The following is an 18730-nucleotide window of genomic DNA, read 5'->3' on the forward strand; positions in this document are numbered from 1 at the left end:
GAGAGGACCAGCCATGCAGAACGGCATCCACCCCGAGTACCGCACCGTCGTGTTCCAGGACACCGCGACCGGGGCCACCTTCCGCACCCGCAGCACCGTGCAGACCAGCCGGACCATCGAGCTGGACGGCGAGACGCTGCCGGTGGTCCCGGTCGAGATCAGCGCCTCCTCGCACCCGTTCTGGACCGGCAACCAGCGGGTGCTCGACACCGCCGGCCGGGTCGAGAAGTTCAACCAGCGGTACGGCGCGCGCGCCCGCAGCTGACGCACCGTTCCTCCGACGCCCTCGTCGGCCCACCCGGGCCGGCGGGGGCGTCGTCGTGTCAGCGGTCGGCCGGCACCACCGGCAGGGCGCGGACGGCGCGCAGCCCGACGACGCCGGTGACGACCGCGGTGGCCGCGGCGGCGAGGGTGGCCAGCACCACGACGGTTGCGTAGCCGGGCGGGGTCTCGTACGGCCAGCGGCTGGCCAGCGCGGGGAGCGTCGCCGTGGCCAGCACCGCGACCGCCAGCTCGGCCGGCCCCCGCGCCCGCCCGCGGCGCAGCAGCAGCACGGCGCCGGCCACGGTCGTCAGCAGCGCCCACTGCACCACCGGGTCGAAGAGCCCCCAGGTCCACTCCGGCGGCTCGCCCGGGCGGAGCGCCGCCACCGAGACCGAGGCGACGAGCGGGATCGGGACCAGCCACAGCGGCCGGTGCAGCGGGCGGCCCGGGGGCATCAGTGCGGCCGCCACCAGCGGGACGGCGATCGTCAGCTGGACCAGCAGCTCCAGCGGACGGATCATCCCGGGCAGCGTCGTCCCGAGCTGCCCGACCAGCACGACGACGGCCAGGGGGCCGGTGGCGGCCAGCCCCCGGACGGCGCAGACCGCCAGAGCGACGGTGAGCACGCTGACCACCGTGAAGAGGGCGTCCCACGGCCCCCACCCGGGGGTCCCGCCCACGTCGGGGGCGTCGACCAGCGGGAGCGCGCCGTGCAGCCACGCCGTCGAGAACAGCCCGAGCAGGGCCAGCGAGGCGAGTGCCACCGTGCCGGCGACGGCCACCAGCCGCACGGTCTGCCCGGTCGCGACCGCGCGCACCGAGGCGCCCGGCGCGCCGAGCCGGAGGCGCAGGGCCAGCCGGGCGACGTCCAGCCGGTCGGTCAGCGACGGGCTGCCGAACTCCGCGTACTCGGGGTCGTCGGCGGTCTCCACCTGCAGGTACGTCTGGGTCATGTCGTCGGCCCAGCGCGACCGGGCCGGCTCGGGCAGCCAGGTCAGCAGCCGCCGGTAGCGCTCCTCCAGCGGGCTCATGCCGGCCGCACCGCCAGCCGGGTCCGGGCGGCGCGGGCGTTGGCCTCCTGCCGGGCGACCTCCGTCTCCAGCGCCAGCCGGCCGGCGTCGGTGAGCCGGAAGTAGCGGCGCAGCCGGCCGGCGTGCACCTCCTCCCGGTCCAGCGTCACCTGGCCCTCGGCGACCAACCGGTCGAGCACCCCGTAGAGCGTGCCGACCCGCAGCGTCACCCGGCCGCCGGACAGCCCCTGGACCTCGGCGATCACCCCGTACCCGTGCCGCGGCTGGTCGGCGAGGGCCGCCAGCACGAAGAAGGTCGGCTCGGTGAGCGGCCGGACGTCCATGGCGGGACGCTAGCGCGCCATGCATCGGCTGTCGATGCATCGGCGCGCGGAGTCCGGTGCGGTGTCGGCGCCCGCGGTTAGGGTCCGGCACCGGGAGCGGGGCGCGAGCACCGCGGGCGAGGACGGAGCACGCGGATGGCGCACCAGGCGACGGGGGAGACCGGGCCCCCGGCGGCGGCCCCGACCCCGCGGGTGGCGGTGGAGACCAACGGCATCAACGTGATCGCCGAGGCCGAGCGCAAGGGCACCCCGCGCCAGCTGTTCTGGCCGTGGTTCGGCGCGAACGTCAGCGTCCTCGGCCTGGCCTACGGCGCGTTCGTCCTCGGTTTCGGCATCTCGTTCTGGCAGGCCGTCGTCGCCGGCGTCGTCGGGATCGTGCTCAGTTTCGGGCTCTGCGGCCTGATCGCCATCGCCGGCAAGCGGGGCTCGGCGCCCACCCTCGTGCTCAGCCGCGCCGCGTTCGGGGTCACCGGCGGCCGGGTGCCGGCCTTCCTCTCCTGGGTCCTCACCGTCGGCTGGGAGACGGTGCTCGCCTCGCTGGCCACCCTCGCCACTGCGACGGTGTTCACCCAGCTCGGCTGGGGCGGCGGGACGACGACCCAGGTCGTCGCCCTGCTGGTCGTGGCCGCGCTGGTGGTCGTCGGCGGCGTGCTCGGCTTCGACCTGATCATGCGGATGCAGACGGTGATCACCGTCGTCACCGGCGTGCTGACCGTCGGCTACCTCTTCCTGGTCGCCGACGAGATCGACTGGGCGGTGGTCAGCGACCTGCCCGCCGGCTCGACGCAGGCGTTCATCGGCGCGCTGGTGTTCGTCATGACCGGCTACGGGTTCGGCTGGGTCAACGCCGCGGCCGACTACTCCCGCTACCTGCCGCGCACCGCCTCCACCCGCGGGGTCGTGGGCTGGACGACGTTCGGCTCCGCGCTCGCCCCGGTCGTCCTGCTGGTCGTCGGGCTGCTGCTGGCCGGGTCGTCCACCGACCTGGCGGCGGCGATCAGCGCCGACCCGGTCGGTGCGCTGGCCGCCCTGCTGCCCACCTGGTTCCTGGTGCCCTTCGCCCTGGTCGCCGTCCTGGGGCTGGTCGGCGGCGCGCTGCTGGACATCTACTCCTCCGGCCTGTCCCTGCTCGCCGCCGGCGTGCGGGTCCCCCGCCCGGTCGCCGCCTCGATCGACGGCCTGCTCATGGTGCTCGGCGCCATCTGGGTCGTCTTCCTCGCCGAGGGGGACTTCTTCGTCCAGTTCCAGGGCTTCCTGATCACCCTCGGCGTCCCGGTCGCGGCCTGGTGCGGGATCGTGCTGGCCGACCTGCTGCTGCGCCGACGCGACTACGCCGAGGCCGACCTCTACGACCCGCGGGGCCGCTACGGATCGGTGCCCCCCGTCCCGCTGGCCCTCCTCGGGCTGGGCACGGTGCTCGGCTGGGGGCTGGTCACCAACACCTACGCCACCTGGCTGACCTGGCAGGGCTACCTGCTCGGCCCGGTGGGCCTGGGTGGCAAGGACGGCGACTGGGCCTTCGCCAACCTCGGTGTCCTGGTCGCGCTGGTGATCGGGTTCGCCGGCACGCTGCTGCTGCGCCGCGGTGCCGTGCGGGACGAGGAGGCCGGGTGAGCGCCCTGCTCGCCGGCCGATGAGCCTGCCCGCGCCGCCCCCGGACCGGCTGCCCGACGGCTTCACCGTCCTCCTCGGACCCGGCGTCGAGCGACGGGAGCGCGGGACGGCGCTGCTCGGCGGCTCCCCGGCCCGGCTGCTCCGCCTCGCCCCCGCCGCGCAGGCGCTGCTGACCGGCGACCGGCTGGCGGTCACCGACGCCCGTAGCGCGGCGCTGGCGGCCCGGCTGCTCGAGGCGGGCGTCGCGGTCCCGGAGGCCGTGGCGGTGCCGCAGCCCGACGTCACGATCGTCGTCCCGGTCAAGGACCGGACCGACGGGCTGGCCCGGCTGCTGACCGCTCTGCGCGCCGACCCCGGCACGGCCGGGTGCCCGGTGGTGGTCGTGGACGACGGCTCGGCCGACCCCGCCGCGGTGGCCGCGGTGGCCGCCGGGGCGCGGCTGATCCGGCACGAGCGCCCCCGCGGCCCGGCCGCCGCCCGCAACGCCGGCCTGCGGGTGGCCGGCACCGAGGCGGTGGCCTTCGTCGACTCCGACTGCGTGCCCGAGGCCGGCTGGCTGGGCACGCTCGCCGGGCACCTGGCCGATCCACGGCTGGCCCTGGTCGCGCCGCGGATCACCGCCCTCGACCCCGCGCAGCCCGGCTGGGTGGCCCGGTACGAGGAGCTGGCCAGCGCCCTGGACATGGGCCCGGCCGCAGCGCCGGTCGCTCCCGGCACCGGCGTCTCCTACGTGCCCAGCGCGGCGCTGCTGGCCCGGCGGACGGCGCTGGGTGGCGGCTTCGACGAGACGATGCCGGTCGCCGAGGACGTCGACCTGGTCTGGCGGCTGACCGGCGCGGGCTGGCGGGTGCGCTACGAGCCGGCCGCCCGGGTCGCCCACGACCACCGGGTGGAGCTGCGTGACTGGCTCCGACGCCGGGCCTTCTACGGCACCGGCGCTGCGCTGCTCGCCCAGCGGCACGGCGCGGCGGTCGCCCCGCTGGTGATCTCCCCCTGGTCGCTGGCGGCCTGGGCGCTCCCGGTGCTCGGCGGCCGGCTGGGGCTGCTGGGCAGCGTCGGCGTGCTGGGCCGGGCGAGCGTGCTGCTCGCCCGGCGGGTGGCCGCACCCGGCCAACCGCCGCCGATCGGCTGGGCGGCCGGCCTGGTGCTGCGCGGGACGGCGTCGTCCGGTCGGGCGCTGGGCCGCACGGTGACCCGCCACCACTGGCCGCTGACCGTGGCCGCGGCGGTCGTCTCCCGCCGGGCCCGGCGGGCGGCCGGTGCGATCGCCGTCGCCGACGCGGTGGCCGGCTGGTGGCCCCGCCGCCGGGAGATCGACCTGCCCGCCTTCGCGGCCGGCCGCCGGCTGGAGGACCTGGCCTACGGGGCCGGGCTCTGGTGGGGGGTCCTGCGGGCCCGCGACGTCCGCGCGCTGCTGCCGGCCGCGCCGGCGCCGGTCGCCCCGCGGGGGTGACGTCGGGGTGACGTGCGACTGAACACTGCCTCCGGCAGGAATGCAGTTGCATCGTGCAGCCTTGTCGCCGAGGAACTGCGAACGTGGCCAGCGTCGGTCCCGCGGGAGCACAGCACCGACCAGGGGGACCCGATGACCGCCACACAGCACTCCGCACGAGCGGACCAGGCCGCGCCCGACCTGACCGTGCCCGACCGGGCCGCCGGCGCCCCGGTCGACGTCTCCGGGCTGCCCGACCCGCAGGTGGAGAAGCCGAAGACCGCCCGGCTCGCGCTGACCCTTGGCGCGTTCGTGGCCCTCGGGCCGCTGACCATCGACATGTACCTGCCGGCCCTGCCGACGATCGCCACCGAGCTGGAGACGACCTCCGCGGCCGTGCAGCTCACGCTCACCGGCACGCTGATCGGCCTCGCGCTCGGCCAGCTCGTGCTCGGCCCGCTGTCCGACCGGTTCGGCCGTCGCCGTCCGCTGCTGGCCGGCACCGCGGTGCACGTGATCGCGTCGCTGCTGGTCCTGCTCGCGCCGAACATCGCCGTCCTGGGTGCCTTGCGGGTGCTGCAGGGCATGGGCACCGCCGCCGGTGCGGTGATCGCGATCGCCGTCGTCCGCGACCTGTTCGTCGGCCGGGCGGCGGCGACCATGCTGTCCCGGCTCTTCCTGGTGCTCGGGGCCGCGCCGGTGCTGGCGCCCACCATCGGTGGTGAGGTGCTCCGCTTCACCTCATGGCGCGGGGTCTTCCTGATCCTCGCCCTCTACGGGGTGGCGCTGCTGGCCATCGGCTTCTTCCTGATCCGGGAGACCCTGCCGCCCGAGCGGCGCAGCACCGAGGGCGTCGGCGGCACGCTGCGCGGCTACCGGTCGCTGTTCGGTGACCGCACCTACGTCGGCCTGGTGCTGGTCGCCGGCCTGACGATGGCGGGTCTGTTCGCCTACGTCTCCGGCTCCTCCTTCGTCTACCAGCGCCAGTTCGGCCTGGACGAGCAGCAGTTCGGGCTGCTCTTCGGCGCCGGCGCGTTCTGGCTGATCGCCGCCACCCAGCTCAACCCGCTGCTGCTGCGCTGGTTCTCCCCCGCGCAGGTGCTGGTCGCCGGCACCATCGCCGGCGCGCTCTCCGGACTGACCCTCACGGTGCTCGCGGCCACCGAGACCGGCGGGTTGTTCGCGGTCGCGATCCCGCTGTGGGCGGTGCTGTTCGCCTGCGGGCTGGCGCTGCCCAACGCCCCGGCGCTCGCGCTGTCCCGGCACGGCGAGGCGGCGGGCACCGCAGCCGCGTTGCTCGGCGCCGTGCAGTTCGGCGTGGGGGCCGCGGTCTCCCCGCTGGTCGGCCTGCTGGGCAACGACGCGGTGGCGATGGGTGCGGTGATCGTGGGCTCGCTGTCGCTGGCGATCGTCGTCCTGGTGGTCGTCGTCCGGCCGTGGGAGCTCGAGGAGCCCGACGCCGAGGTGGCTGCCGTCGTCGCGCACTGAGCGGCGACCCCGGTCAGCCGATGACGACGGCGCCGGTCGTGCCCACCTGCACCAGCCGGGTCACCCCGGTGCTGGCGCTGGTCACCTGCTCCTCGAACCAGAAGACGTAGGGCTCGCCGGGGGTGAGCCCGTCGACGGTGACGGTCATCGGCTGGCAGCCCTCGACCTGGGCGACGGCCCGCACCACCGGCGGGGGCTGCTCCCCACCGACCAGGCGCTGGCTGACCGCCTGCACCCGGTACCCGACCACCTCGGGCCGGTTGTCCGACATCCAGTCCAGGGTCGCCGACCCAGGCCCGGGGACGACGCCGGGGACGATCCGGCGGGGCGTGGTGCCGGCGCCACCGCAGCCGTCGGGCCGCAGTTCGTACACCGGCGCTCTGCCGATCGACGCGTTCGGCATGATCGAGATCCGTCCTGGCCGCGGTGGCTGGGGCACCACCAGCCCGCCGTCGGTTGCGACGTCGGCGCGGGTGGCGGCGACGTCGGCGAGGGTGCCCACGCCCTGCGCCTCCGCGAGGACGGGCGCTGGGGCAGGGGCGGCGGGCACCTGCACCACTCGTGAGTCCGTCGCGGTCAGGTCGACCAGCACCGGGGTGAGCTGCGGGGCGAGCACGACCGCGCCGACGGTCACGGCCAGCAGCGGGACCAGCCAGCGGGTGTGGTCCCGGCGCCGCCGGACGGGGGCGCGCCGCCGGGCCACGGGGCGGCTGCCCGCGGTGCGTCGTCTCTGCTCGGCCATGACAGCTCCCTCCCGGTGCTCAGGTGAGCATCGGCACCGAGGCGCCCCGGCTCGCGCCGAACCACCCGAACGGGTCGCGGTGACGGGAATGGGTGCGCCGGGCGACGTCTTGGGCCAGCTGTGAGCGCTCCCCCCGCCGTCTCGACGACGTCGGCCCCCACCGCACCCTCCACCCGCACCGCGGTGCTGGCGATCGTCGCCCTCGCGCTCGGTGGGTTCGCCATCGGCACCACCGAGTTCGTGACCATGGGGCTGCTCCCCGACATCGCCCGCGGGGTCGACGCGAGCATCCCCGAGGCCGGGCACGTCATCTCCGCCTACGCCCTCGGCGTCGTCGTCGGCGCCCCGGTGCTCGCTGCGCTCGGCGCCCGGCTGCCCCGCCGGCGCCTGGCGATGGGGCTGATGGTGGCGTTCGTCGTCGGCAACACCCTCAGCGCGCTGGCCCCCGGCTACGGCTCCCTGGTGCTCTCCCGCTTCGTCGCCGGCCTGCCGCACGGCGCCTACTTCGGCGTCGCCTCGCTGATCGCCGCGTCCCTGGTGCCGGCCCACCTGCGTGGCCGCGCGGTCAGCTCGGTGATGCTCGGGTTGGCGGCGGCCAACGTCGCCGGGGTGCCCGCCGCAACCTGGCTGGGCCAGCAGCTGGGCTGGCGGTCGGCCTACTGGGCGGTCGTGGTCATCGGCGCGCTGACGTTGCTGGCCGTGCTCACCGTCGTCCCCTCGGTGCCCGGGCGGTCGGAGGCGACCATCCGCACGGAGCTGGGCGCCCTGCGCCGTCCCCAGGTGATCCTGACCCTGCTGGTCGCCACCGTCGGGTTCGGCGGCATGTTCGCCATGTACAGCTACATCGCGCCGATCGTCACCGACGTGGCCGGCCGGTCGGCCGGCTTCGTGCCGGTCGTGCTGCTGGCCTTCGGGGTGGGGGGCGTGCTCGGGACGGTGCTGGGCGGGCGGCTCGCCGACCGGGCGCTGTTCCGCTCGCTGGTCGGCGCCACGGTCGCCACCGGCGTGCTGCTCGGCATCATGGCCGTGGCCGCCGGCAACGCGCTGGCGCTGATCGTCACGGTGTTCACCATCGCCGCGGCCGCCTCCACGATGGTCGTGCTGCTCCAGCTGCGGCTGATGGAGGTCGCCGGTGAGGCGCAGATGCTCGGCGCTGCGCTGAACCACTCCGCGCTCAACGCCGCCAACGCCCTGGGCGCCTGGCTCGGTGGTCTGGTCATCGCCGCGGGCCTGGGCTACCGGGCGCCGAGCGTGGTCGGCGCCGGGCTCGCCGTCCTCGGGTTGGGCTTCCTGCTGGCCTCGGCCGTGCTGCGGCGCCGGGAGCTGCGCGCTCCCTGATCCAGCTGAGCCGTGGCCGACCTGCTGGCGCCATCCGGTGACAGCGGTCACGATGGGGCCACCATGAGCCTCAGCCCCGGGGATCCCGCGTCGTGCCGGCCCTGAACCCGTGGCTGGCGCTCCCCGACGGGGGGCCGAGCCCGGTGCTGGCCCGGCGGCTGCGGGCCGCGCACGAGTCGCTGGTCACCCAGGTCCCCGGCGATGCGCCGGCCGTCGGCCACGTGCGCTCGGTGGTGTGGGACTCCTGGCGACGGTCGCAGGACAGCGGCGTCGACCCCGACGGGACGGCACCGCCGGTCGACCTGCTGGACGACGACCTGCTCTCCTACCGGGCCGCCCACCCGCTGGCGGCGGTGATGCCGGTGATCCGCCGGCTGCTGGTGGCCGACGCCGAGGTCGACCGGATGATCGTGGCGGTCACCGACGCCGCCGGCCGGATGCTGTGGGTCGAGGGCGACGCGCGGCTGCGGGACCGGGCCGCCGGGATGCACTTCGTCGAGGGCGCCTCGTGGGGTGAGGACGTCGCCGGCACCAACGCCCCGGGCACGGCGCTGGCGCTGGACCACGCCGTCCAGATCTACGGCGGCGAGCACTTCCGGCGGCCGGTCCAGCCCTGGAGCTGCTCGGCGGCGCCGGTGCACGACCCGAACACCGGCGCCCTGCTCGGGGCCATCGACGTCACCGGCGGCGACCACGTGGCGAGCCCGCACGTCCTCACCCTCGTCCGGGCCACCGCGGCGGCGGCGGAGGCCGAGCTGCGGTGGCTGTCCCGGCACCACCCCGCGCCGGTCGGCCCCCGGCCCGCGGCCGTACGGCTGGAGGTGCTGGGCCGGGACCGGGCCCGGCTGACCACGTCGACGACCGTGCAGGAGCTGTCGCTGCGGCACTCGGAGCTCCTGGTGCTGCTCGCCGAGGCGGCCGCCCGGGGCGAGGGGCGGACGGCCGAGCAGCTGGCCGCGGAGTGCCACGACGGTGCCGCGGCGACGGTCACCGTGCGCGCCGAGCTCTCCCGGCTCCGCCGGCTGGTGGGCGGTGACGTGGTCGGGTCCCGGCCGTACCGGCTGCTCGGACCGGTGCGCACCGACGTCGAGGAGGTGCGCGCCCAGCTCACCCGGGGCGCCCCGGCTGCCGCGCTGGACCGGTACCGCGGCCCGCTGCTGCCGGGGTCCCGGGCTCCGGGCGTGCGCGTCGCCCGCGCCCGGCTGGCCGACGACCTGCGGGGGGCCGTGCTGGCCGCCGGCCGACCGGACCTCCTCCTCCGCTACAGCGAACGGCCCGAGGCGGCCGAGGACCTGGCGGTCTGGCAGGCCTGCCTGGCGCTCCTGCCGCCCGGGGGACGGCGGAACGCTGCCGCCGCCCAGGTCCAGCGGCTGCGGGCGGGCGTGCGCGCCGCCGCCCGCCGCTGAGCTCCGCCCCGGACTGCAACGCGGTGCAACGTTGCCGACGGGGGTGCGCAGCCCCGGAGATCCGCGTGTCGAGGGCCTGCTGCGTCGTCGTCCCAGGTCCCGGCGGGTCCGGTGCCAGGAAGTGAGTGTGGCCTAACTCACGTGTCGGTTGTCACACTGCCGACGGACCCGCGGGACGACCGCGGTGCACAGCCGAAGCAACGATGCGGAGGACACGTGACCCAGATCAACGTGCGGGTCGACGGGGCGTCCTACACGGACGACGTCGAGCCACGGACCCTGTTGGTCCACTACCTGAGGGAACAGCTCGGCAAGGTCGGCACGGTCGTCGGGTGCGACACCAGCAACTGCGGCGCCTGCACCGTGCACCTGGACGGGCAGGCGGTGAAGTCCTGCACCGTGTTCGCCGTGCAGGCCGACGGCTGCCAGGTCACCACGATCGAGGGCGTCGCGACCGGTGAGGGCGAGAGCGCGACCCTGCACCCGGTGCAGCGGGCCTTCCACGAGATGCACGGCCTCCAGTGCGGCTTCTGCACGCCGGGGATGATCATGGCCTCGATCGACCTGCTGAAGGAGAACCCCGACCCCAGCGACGAGGAGGTCCGGGAGGGCATCGAGGGCAACCTCTGCCGCTGCACCGGCTACCAGAACATCGTCCGGGCGGTACGCCAGGCCGCGGCGGAGATGTCGGGCAAGGCCGCCGACGACCCGCAGGCCGAGCCGGCCGCTGTCGACACGGCCGCTGCCGACCACGTGGCGGCCCAGGCATGACCGCCGTCGAGGACCCGACCTCCGCGGTCGACCTGCCGCCGGCGAAGGAGGTCGGCCAGGCGCGTCGCCGCAAGGAGGACGCCCGGCTGATCACCGGCAAGACCACCTGGACCGACAACATGGTGCTTCCCGGCATGCTGCACCTGGCGGTGCTGCGCAGCCCGGTGGCGCACGGTCGGATCACCCACCTGGACGTCAGCGCCGCCAAGGAGCGGCCGAACGTCGTCGCCGTCTACACCGGGCGCGACCTCGCCGAGGAGCAGGGCTCGCTGCCCTGTGCCTGGCCGGTCACCCCCGACATGGTCAACCCGGGGCACCCCTCGATCGCGGTCGAGCAGATCAACCACGTGGGCGAGGCGGTCGCGATCGTCGTGGCCCGCAGCCGCACCGCTGCCGCCGACGCTCTCGAGGCGATCGACGTCGACTACGAGCCGCTGCCGGTCGTGCTGGACATGGAGCAGGCGGTGCAGGAGGGCTCGCCCCTGGTGCACGACTCCACCACGTCGAACACCAGCTACCACTTCGTCTTCGACGCCGGGGAGGCCGGCACGGGCGGGGACACCGAGCAGGCGTTCGCCGACGCCGAGGTCACGGTCAGCCGCCGGTTCGTCCAGCAGCGGCTGATCCCGGCGTTCATGGAGCCCCGCTCGGTCGTCGTCCAGCCCTCCGGGGACAGCTACACGATGTGGTCGGCCACCCAGATCCCGCACATCCTGCGGGTGATGGCCGCGATGGTCACCGGCATCCCGGAGCACAAGCTGCGGGTGATCGCCCCCGACGTCGGTGGCGGGTTCGGCGGGAAGCTGCAGGTCAACCCGGAGGAGATCCTCTGCCTGCTCATCGCCCGGCGGCTGGGCAAGCCGGTGAAGTGGACCGAGACCCGCGGTGAGTCGCTGATGACCGCCCACCACGGCCGCGACCAGGTGCAGTTCATCGACGTCGCCGCCGACCGGGACGGCACCGTGCGCGGCCTGCGGGTGCGGCTGCTGGCCGACATGGGTGCCTACCTGCGGCTGATCACCCCCGGCGTCCCGGCCCTGGGCGCGTTCATGTTCCCGGGGATCTACAAGTTCCCGGCCTACCGGTTCGAGTGCGACGGCGTCTTCACCAACAAGGTGCCCACCGACGCCTACCGCGGCGCCGGCCGGCCCGAGGCGACGTTCGCGATCGAGCGGATCATGGACGAGCTCGCCGTCGAGCTGGACATGGACCCGCTGGAGCTGCGCCGGAAGAACTGGATCAACACCGAGGAGTTCCCGTTCACCACGGTCGCCGGCCTGGAGTACGACTCAGGTGACTACCACCAGGCGACCGAGCAGGCGCTGGAGCTGCTCGGCTACGACGAGCTGCGGGCCGAGCAGAAGCGCCGCCGCGACTCGAACGACCCGGTCCAGCTGGGCATCGGCTTCTCCACCTTCACCGAGATGTGCGGGCTGGCCCCCTCCCGGGTGCTCGGCTCGCTCGCCTTCGGCGCGGGTGGCTGGGAGCAGGCGTCGATCCGGATGCTCCCCACCGGCAAGGTCGAGGTGGTCACCGGCTCCACGCCGCACGGCCAGGGCCACGAGACGGCGTGGAGCCAGATCGTCGCCGACGAGCTGGGTGTGCCGTTCGAGGACGTCGAGGTGCTGCACGGCGACACCGCGATCTCCTCCCGCGGGCTGGACACCTACGGTTCCCGTTCGCTGGTCGTCGGGGGCACGGCGGTGGTGAAGGCCGCGGAGAAGGTGGTGGAGAAGGCCCGGGTGATCGCCGCCCACCTGCTGGAGGCCAACGCCGACGACCTGGAGTTCACCGGCGGGAAGTTCACCGTGCGGGGGACGCCGGGCGCCGGGGTCGGCATCCAGGAGGTCGCCCTGGCGATCTTCGCCGCGCACGACTACCCGGAGGGCGTCGAACCGACCATCGACGCCGAGGCCACCTTCGACCCGGAGAACTTCTCCTTCCCGCACGGCACGCACATCTGCGCGATGGAGATCGACACCGAGACCGGGTTCGCCAAGATCCGCAAGTACGCCTGCGTCGACGACGTCGGCACGATCGTCAACCCGCTCATCGTCGAGGGACAGGTGCACGGCGGCCTGGCCCAGGGCATCGCCCAGGCGATGTACGAGGAGGCGATCTACGACGCCGAGGGCAACCTGACCACCGGCAGCTTCGTCGACTACCTGGTCCCGGCCGCCTCGGACCTGCCGCACTTCGACACCGGCAACACCGTGCACGTGGCGACCAGCAACCCGCTGGGCGCCAAGGGCGTCGGGGAGGCCGGCTGCATCGCCAGCACCCCGGCGGTGGTCAACGCCGCGCTGGACGCCGTCCGGCACCTCGGCGTCACCGACATCCGGATGCCGCTCACCCCGGAACGGGTGTGGCGGGCGATCCACGCCGGCGGGGACGGCGGCGACCGCGCCGCCCAGGGCAGCAACGCCTACGGCGGTGCCCGCACGACCGAGTCCGGCATCCAGGAGGCAGCGCAGTGATCCGCCGAAGCGACTCTGGAGCGAAGCCATGATCCCCGCACCCTTCGCCTACGCCCGCCCGAGCACGATCGAGGAGGCCCTGCAGGCGATCGCCGACGGCGGTGAGGACGTCAAGGTCCTCGCCGGTGGGCAGTCGCTGATCCCGGTCATGCGGCTGCGGCTCGCCGCACCCGAGACGCTCGTCGACCTGACCCGGGTGGCCGAGCTCCGCGGCGTGCGCGAGGACGGCGACATGCTGGTCATCGGGGCGATGACCACGCACGCCGACGTCCTCACCGACCCGTTGCTGGCGCAGTACGGCCAGCTGATCGTGCAGGCCACCGAGACCGTGGCCGATCGGCAGGTGCGCCGGCGCGGCACGTTCGGCGGCGCGCTGGCGCACGCCGACCCGGCCGGGGACCTCCCGGCGGTGGCGCTCGCCCTGGACGCGGAGTTCGTGCTCGCCGGGCCGGGCGGGCGGCGCACCGTGCCCGCTGCGGAGTTCTTCGTCGACTACCTCACCACCGCCCTCGAGGAGGGGGAGCTGCTGGTCGAGATCCGGGTGCCGAAGCTCGGCGAGGGCTGGGGCGTGCGGTACGAGAAGTTCAACCGGGTGGTCCAGGCCTGGTCGATCGTCGCGGTCGCCGCTGCCGTCCGGCGGGAGGGCGGCCGGATCGCCGAGGCGCGGATCGGGCTGACCAACATGGGGCCGACCCCGCTGCGGGCGTCGGCCACCGAGGCGGCGCTGGTCGGGGTGGACGTCAGTCTGGAGACGGTGACCGCGGCGGCGGCGCAGGCCGCTGAGGGCACGAGCCCGAGCAACGACCTCAACGCCCAGGCCGACTACCGCCAGCACCTGGCCCAGGTCCTGACCCGGCGGGCGGTGGCCGCCGCAGCCGGCCTCTGACGGCGAGGCCGGACCGGTCCGTCACGCCAGTGACGTGACCGGTCCGGCGCGCCGTCGGCGTCCCACCTGCGGGGACGCCGCGGTCGTGATCGGATGTCAGGGGGCAGCGGGGGCGCGGTAACGTCGCCGTCTCGCCTCGATCACCGCACGACCCGGACGGGCTGTCGCCGACTCGTCGCCTCCCGCCCGGGCTGCCCACACCCGGAGGTCCTGCAGTGCAGCTCGAGAACGCGTTCACCGTGCCGGTGCCGATCGACGAAGCGTGGCGGGTGCTGCTGGACATCGAGCGCATCGCCCCCTGCATGCCGGGTGCCGCCCTGGACTCGGTGACCGGCGACGACTTCACCGGCCGGGTCAAGGTCAAGCTCGGTCCGATCAACCTGACCTACCAGGGCAAGGCGTCCTTCGTGGAGAAGGACGACGAGACCCATCGTGCGGTCATCGACGCCCGCGGGAAGGACCAGCGCGGCAACGGCACCGCGGCGGCCGTCATCACCGCCACGCTCGCGGCCGAGGGCGACACCACCCGCGTCGACGTCCTGACCGACCTGAACATCACCGGCCGGCCCGCCCAGTTCGGCCGCGGCGTCATGACCGACGTCGGCAACAAGCTGCTCGGCCAGTTCGCCGACAAGCTCTCCGCCCAGCTGGCCAGCGGCGACGCCGAGGGCGACGCCACCCGGGCCGCGGCCGCTGCGGGCTCGCAGGAGCCGACCGTCGCAGGGAAGGCCACCGCCGCTGCGGCCAAGGGCGCCGCGACCACCGCGGGCGTGGTGGAGGAGGCCGCGGCCAGCGTCGAGGGCGTCGCCGGCGACCCCCCGGCGGCCGGCGCGGCCAAGAAGGCCGGCGCCGCGGCGAAGAAGACCGCCGCCGCAGCGGCGGACAAGGCAGCAGCAGCGGAGGAGGCGGCGGCACCGGCGAAGCCGACCAAGAAGGCCGCTCCCGCCGCGAGCGCGCCGGCCGGGAGCGCGCCGGCCGAGGCGCCGGTGCCCGACCCGCTGGCCCCGCCGACGAAGAGCACGCCGGCCGCTGCCGCCACTGCGGCCGGCGACACGGCCCCGGCTGCCGGTGACACGGCCCCGGCCGCGGGAGACGCAGCGCCGTTCTCCGGCACCGGGACGGTGGAGGACCAGGCGCCCGACGCCGAGCCCGCCTCCACCACGGCGCCCGACGCCGCCGTCGGTACCCCCCGCAAGGCGCCGAGCAAGCCGCCGGCCGGCACCACCGCCCCGCCGAACCGCCCGGCCGGTGGGGGCCCCGCGCGCAGCACCCCGAGCTCGCCGCCGCGGCAGCTGACCCCGGCCGAGCCGGAGCCGATCGACCTGCTCGAGGTGGCCGGTGGTGCGGCGGTCATCCGGTACGCCGCCCCGGCGGCCGGGGTCACGGTCCTGGCCCTGCTCATCGCCCTGCTCGTGCGCCGCCGCCGGCGCTGACCGCACCCCGGGCGTGAGCCCGGACGGGGAGCACGCTGCGGCCGCTTGTGCTCTGCTCACTCCTGGTGAGCAGAGCACAAGCGCTCGGGGTCCTTCCTGGCTGGCCCGGCAGGCGTCAGTGGGCTGGGTCCGAGCTCACGGGGCTGTTCGGAGAGGGCACCTGGCGGGAGTGGTCCCACGGCTGCCCGGTCAGCCAGTCCGCGACGGCGGCAGCGACCAGGTCGGGGTCCTTGCTCAGCCCGTGGTCGCCCGGAACGGCCCGGACCTCCCCCGGGTGGCCGGCCAGCGCGGTGACCACCTCCGCGGGGCGCCCGAACGCGTCGGTGGCGCCCTGCACCACCAGCAGCGGGACGGCGACCTGGTGCAGCTCCGCCGCGCGGCTCTTCTCCGGCCGGCCCGGTGGGTGCAGCGGAAAGGCCAGGGCCAGCACGGCGGCGGCCCCCTGTGCCGTCGCGGTCCGGCAGGCCACCCGGGCGCCGGCGCTGCGCCCGCCCAGCACCAGTGGGCCGGTCAGCAGGCCGTCGGCGCGCAGCACGGCGAGCGCCGCCGTCCAGCCCTCGTCCAGCCGGGCCGGGGCGGGGGCGATCCGCTTCCCGGCGACCACCCACGGCTGGTCGACGCGGAGCACCCGCCAGCCGGCCGCGCCGGCGGCGGCGGTGACGGCCAGCAGGTCCGCGGAGCCGGACCCGCCGCCGGCGCCGTGGCCCAGCACCAGGGTGCCGCGGACGTCGCCTGCGGGCTCCGTGCGGTGCACCCGGGCCGGGCCGAGCGGGGTGGGGACCTCCCCGGTGGTCACACCGGCGGCAGGGCGAGCAGACCCTCGACCACCTCGACCAGCGACCCGCCCTGCACGTGCGGCGGCGCGTAGACGCCGGCGAACACCTTCTCCGACCGGCCGGAGGTGAAGCCGGTGGTGAGCCCGGCCCGCCCGGCACCCAGCACGTCCCAGGAGTGCGCCGCGACGAGCGCCATCCGCTCCGGTGCCACGTCGCAGACGCCGGCCGCCCACAGGTAGGCCTCCCGGTTCGGCTTCCACGCGCGGATCGACTCCGAGGTCAGCGTCCGTTCCACCAGCGCGGCCACCCCGCCGCGGGTCAGGCCCGCCTCGGCGACTCCGGGCGACCCGTGGCTCAGCGTCACCACCCGGACCCCGGCCGCGGTGAGCAGGCGGAGGGCGGGTTCGACGTCCGGGTGGGGGGACAGCTCCATGAAGGAGTCGGCCACCGTGGAGCAGGCGGTCGGCGGCAACCCGGTCACCTGCGCGACCGAGGTCTCGAACGCGGCCCGGAAGGGGAACCAGGTGCCGGCCGTCGTGGCGGCGAACCCGGTCAGCAGGGCGCGGGAGAAGACGGCGGGCAGCAGGTCGGCCGACTGGCCCTGCTCGGCCAGGGCCGCCCCGAGGGGGCTGATGTCGAGCAGGGTCTCGTTGACGTCGAAGGCGACGACGTCCGGCCGGGTGCGCGGGGTGCTCATGCCTGGTCCCGCTCGTCGACGGGCAGGTCGGCACCGGCCGTGGGCGGGCGCCGGAACTGCCCGGTCGCCTTCTTGTAGACGAACCAGGCCACCGCGGCGACCGCCACGACCACCACCACGTAGTCCAGGTACTGGAGGTTGGCCTGCACGAAGTCGCCCGCGGCGACGCCCAGGCCGATGAGCAGGCTGTTCCAGAGCAGGCTGCCGGCGGCGGTGAAGAGCAGGAACTGCGGCATCGGCATCTTCACGACGCCGGCCGGGACCGAGACGAAGCTGCGCACGATCGGCACCATCCGGCCGAAGAAGACGGCGGCGCGACCGTGCCGGGCGAACCACTCGAAGGACCGGTCCACGTCGGCGGTCTCGACCAGCGGCAGCCGGTCGAGGAACGCGTGCGACCGGCGGGGACCGAACAGCCGGCCCACCCAGTAGAGGACCAGCGCCCCGAGCACCGAGCCGACGGTGGCCCAGATGATGACCGGCACGAGGGACATCCGCCCGTCGTTGATCAGCACCCCGGCGGCCCCGAGCACGACCTCGCTGGGGATCGGCGGGATGACCGTCTCGATCAGGATGGTCAGGCCGACGCCCACCGCCCCGAGCCGGTCGATGAGGTCGAGCAGGAAGCCGGTGATACCGCCTTCGTCGGATGCGGCGGCGGCGAGGACGGACATGAGCCCCACGGTATCGGCGGCGCCTGTGCGCCGCCCTGCTGCCGGGGTGGACCGGCCGTAGGGTCTGCGCTCATGGCGCACCGCTTCACCGCTCGCGCCGTCGTGGTCGGGGACCGCGCCGGCACCGTCGTCCCCGATGCCGTGCTGGACGTCGAGGACGGTCTGATCAGCTGGGTCGGGCCGGCTGCCGAGGCCCCGCCGGCCGGGGACGCCGAGGTCACCGCGCTGCCCGGGGTGCTCACCCCCGGCATGGTGAACACCCACTCGCACGCGCCGATGGTGCTGTTCCGCGGCCAGGGCGAGGGGCTGCCGCTGGACCGGTGGCTGAACGAGGTGATGTGGCCGCGAGAGGCTCGGCTCACCCCCGAGGAGGTCGAGGTGGCGATGACCGCCGCGTCGGCGGAGATGCTGCGGCACGGCGTGACCACCAGCGTGGAGATGTACTTCCACCCCGACCGGATGGCCGCGGCGGTGCGGCGCACCGGCGCCCGCGGGGTCATCACCCACCCGCTGATCGGCCTCCCCGGCTTCGGCACCTTCGACGAGCAGCTCGCCCGCGCCACGGAGTCCGCCGGCACCGGTGACGAGCAGGTCGAGTGGGGCATCGGCCCGCACTCGGCCTACACCGTGCCGCTGCCGGTGCTCACCCAGGCGGCCGAGATGGCGCGCGAGCACGGCCTGCTGCTGACCACCCACGTCGCCGAGACCAGCACCGAGGGCGCGGGGCTGCTGGCCCAGCACGGCCAGAGCGTGCCGCAGCTGCTCGCCGCGCACGACGTGCTCGGTGGGCGGGTGCTGGCCGCCCACTGCGTGCACATGGACGACGGCGACCTGGAGCTGTGGCGGGAGTACGACGTCGCCGTCGCGCACTGCCCGAGCAGCAACACCAAGCTGGCCAGCGGCACCGCCCGGCTGCGGGACATGCTCGACCTCGGCATCCGGGTGGGCATGGGCACCGACGGGCCGGCGTCGAACGACAACCTCGACCTGTTCGCGGACCTCCGGCTCGCCGCGCAGCTGGCCCGGCTGCGCGAGCGGGACGCCACCGCGCTCACCGCCCCGGAGGCGTTCTGGCTGGCCACCGGCGGGGCGGCCGCAGCGATCGGCCGGGACGACCTCGGCCAGCTGACCGCCGGACGGCGCGCGGACCTGGTGCACGTGGACACCGAGGACATCGCCTTCGTGCCGGTCGGCGAGATCACCGACCTGCTGACCCACCTGGTCTGGTCGGTCGGCTCCCGGCACGTGCGCGACACCTGGGTCGCCGGCCGGCAGGTGCTGGCCGACGGGGTCTCCACCACGGTCGACGAAGCGGAACTGCGCGCCGACGTCCAGACCCGGGCGATGCGCCTGGCCGGCCGCTGAGCGGAGGGCCGTG

General features: G+C 75.3%; 17 protein-coding genes. 11 read left to right on the forward strand and 6 right to left on the reverse strand.

What is annotated here, in order from left to right; translation table 11 throughout:
* Window positions 1-13 precede the first annotated feature (13 nt).
* Window positions 14-265 carry a type B 50S ribosomal protein L31 gene (locus O2W20_RS02210; RefSeq protein WP_269170116.1) on the forward strand — a complete coding sequence of 84 codons (252 nt, stop codon included), beginning with the start codon at window positions 14-16 and terminating at the stop codon, window positions 263-265.
* A gap of 58 nt (window positions 266-323) precedes the next feature.
* Here O2W20_RS02210 and O2W20_RS02215 read toward each other — a convergent pair whose 3' ends face one another.
* Both O2W20_RS02215 and O2W20_RS02220 read right to left on the reverse strand, forming a co-directional pair.
* Entirely contained in the window at window positions 324-1295 is a 972-nt protein-coding gene (locus tag O2W20_RS02215) for a hypothetical protein (RefSeq protein WP_269170117.1), read from the reverse strand.
* A complete protein-coding gene (locus tag O2W20_RS02220; protein WP_269170118.1) occupies window positions 1292-1618 on the reverse strand; it encodes a PadR family transcriptional regulator in 327 nt (108 codons plus the stop codon). Before O2W20_RS02220 ends, O2W20_RS02215 begins: the two co-directional genes overlap by 4 nt.
* 135 nt (window positions 1619-1753) lie before the next feature.
* On the opposite strand from O2W20_RS02220, the gene O2W20_RS02225 reads away from it, so the two are divergent.
* From O2W20_RS02225 to O2W20_RS02235, 3 genes are all read left to right on the forward strand, one after another.
* Window positions 1754-3232 (forward strand): purine-cytosine permease family protein, encoded by a 1479-nt coding sequence (locus O2W20_RS02225; protein ID WP_269170119.1) that lies wholly within the window; start codon window positions 1754-1756, stop codon window positions 3230-3232.
* A gap of 19 nt (window positions 3233-3251) precedes the next feature.
* Window positions 3252-4685 (forward strand): mycofactocin biosynthesis glycosyltransferase MftF, encoded by a 1434-nt coding sequence (gene mftF / locus O2W20_RS02230; protein ID WP_269170120.1) that lies wholly within the window; start codon window positions 3252-3254, stop codon window positions 4683-4685.
* 132 nt (window positions 4686-4817) lie between these two features.
* The gene (locus O2W20_RS02235) at window positions 4818-6152 is read left to right on the forward strand and encodes a multidrug effflux MFS transporter (protein WP_269170121.1); all 1335 of its coding nucleotides are present in this window, start codon (window positions 4818-4820) and stop codon (window positions 6150-6152) included.
* Between the two features lie 13 nt (window positions 6153-6165).
* Here the strand turns inward: O2W20_RS02235 and O2W20_RS02240 are convergent, their stop codons facing one another.
* Complete coding sequence (locus O2W20_RS02240) at window positions 6166-6894, reverse strand: hypothetical protein (RefSeq protein WP_269170122.1); 729 nt, start codon at window positions 6892-6894, stop codon at window positions 6166-6168.
* Between the two features lie 120 nt (window positions 6895-7014).
* Here O2W20_RS02240 and O2W20_RS02245 point away from each other — a divergent pair, with 120 nt between their 5' ends.
* The 6 genes from O2W20_RS02245 to O2W20_RS02270 all read left to right on the forward strand — a co-directional run bounded on the left by O2W20_RS02245 (window position 7015) and on the right by O2W20_RS02270 (window position 15205).
* Window positions 7015-8232 carry an MFS transporter gene (locus O2W20_RS02245; RefSeq protein ID WP_269170123.1) on the forward strand — a complete coding sequence of 406 codons (1218 nt, stop codon included), beginning with the start codon at window positions 7015-7017 and terminating at the stop codon, window positions 8230-8232.
* Between the two features lie 92 nt (window positions 8233-8324).
* Window positions 8325-9638, forward strand: a complete 1314-nt coding sequence (locus O2W20_RS02250; protein ID WP_269170124.1) for a GAF domain-containing protein — start codon at window positions 8325-8327, stop codon at window positions 9636-9638.
* Window positions 9639-9854: 216 nt separating this feature from the next.
* Window positions 9855-10409, forward strand: coding sequence for a (2Fe-2S)-binding protein (locus O2W20_RS02255; RefSeq protein WP_269170125.1), 555 nt, complete (start codon window positions 9855-9857; stop codon window positions 10407-10409).
* A complete protein-coding gene (locus O2W20_RS02260; protein ID WP_269170126.1) occupies window positions 10406-12886 on the forward strand; it encodes a xanthine dehydrogenase family protein molybdopterin-binding subunit in 2481 nt (826 codons plus the stop codon). Before O2W20_RS02255 ends, O2W20_RS02260 begins: the two co-directional genes overlap by 4 nt.
* Before the next feature lie 28 nt (window positions 12887-12914).
* Window positions 12915-13772, forward strand: a complete 858-nt coding sequence (locus tag O2W20_RS02265; RefSeq protein WP_269170127.1) for an FAD binding domain-containing protein — start codon at window positions 12915-12917, stop codon at window positions 13770-13772.
* 215 nt (window positions 13773-13987) lie between these two features.
* Window positions 13988-15205 carry an SRPBCC family protein gene (locus tag O2W20_RS02270; protein WP_269170128.1) on the forward strand — a complete coding sequence of 406 codons (1218 nt, stop codon included), beginning with the start codon at window positions 13988-13990 and terminating at the stop codon, window positions 15203-15205.
* Window positions 15206-15320: 115 nt separating this feature from the next.
* Here the strand turns inward: O2W20_RS02270 and O2W20_RS02275 are convergent, their stop codons facing one another.
* From O2W20_RS02275 to O2W20_RS02285, 3 genes are read right to left on the reverse strand one after another with little or no spacing between them, the layout of a single operon-like run.
* Window positions 15321-16001, reverse strand: a complete 681-nt coding sequence (locus tag O2W20_RS02275; RefSeq protein WP_269170129.1) for an alpha/beta hydrolase family protein — start codon at window positions 15999-16001, stop codon at window positions 15321-15323.
* Entirely contained in the window at window positions 15998-16678 is a 681-nt protein-coding gene (locus tag O2W20_RS02280; protein WP_269170130.1) for an HAD family hydrolase, read from the reverse strand. Before O2W20_RS02280 ends, O2W20_RS02275 begins: the two co-directional genes overlap by 4 nt.
* The gene (locus O2W20_RS02285) at window positions 16675-17352 is read right to left on the reverse strand and encodes a DedA family protein (protein ID WP_269170131.1); all 678 of its coding nucleotides are present in this window, start codon (window positions 17350-17352) and stop codon (window positions 16675-16677) included. Before O2W20_RS02285 ends, O2W20_RS02280 begins: the two co-directional genes overlap by 4 nt.
* Window positions 17353-17424: 72 nt before the next feature.
* Here O2W20_RS02285 and O2W20_RS02290 point away from each other — a divergent pair, with 72 nt between their 5' ends.
* Window positions 17425-18717, forward strand: coding sequence for an amidohydrolase family protein (locus tag O2W20_RS02290; protein WP_269170132.1), 1293 nt, complete (start codon window positions 17425-17427; stop codon window positions 18715-18717).
* Window positions 18718-18730 lie beyond the last annotated feature (13 nt).

Origin of the sequence: Modestobacter sp. VKM Ac-2982 (assembly GCF_026967935.1) — a bacterium.
Taxonomy (GTDB): domain Bacteria; phylum Actinomycetota; class Actinomycetes; order Mycobacteriales; family Geodermatophilaceae; genus Modestobacter.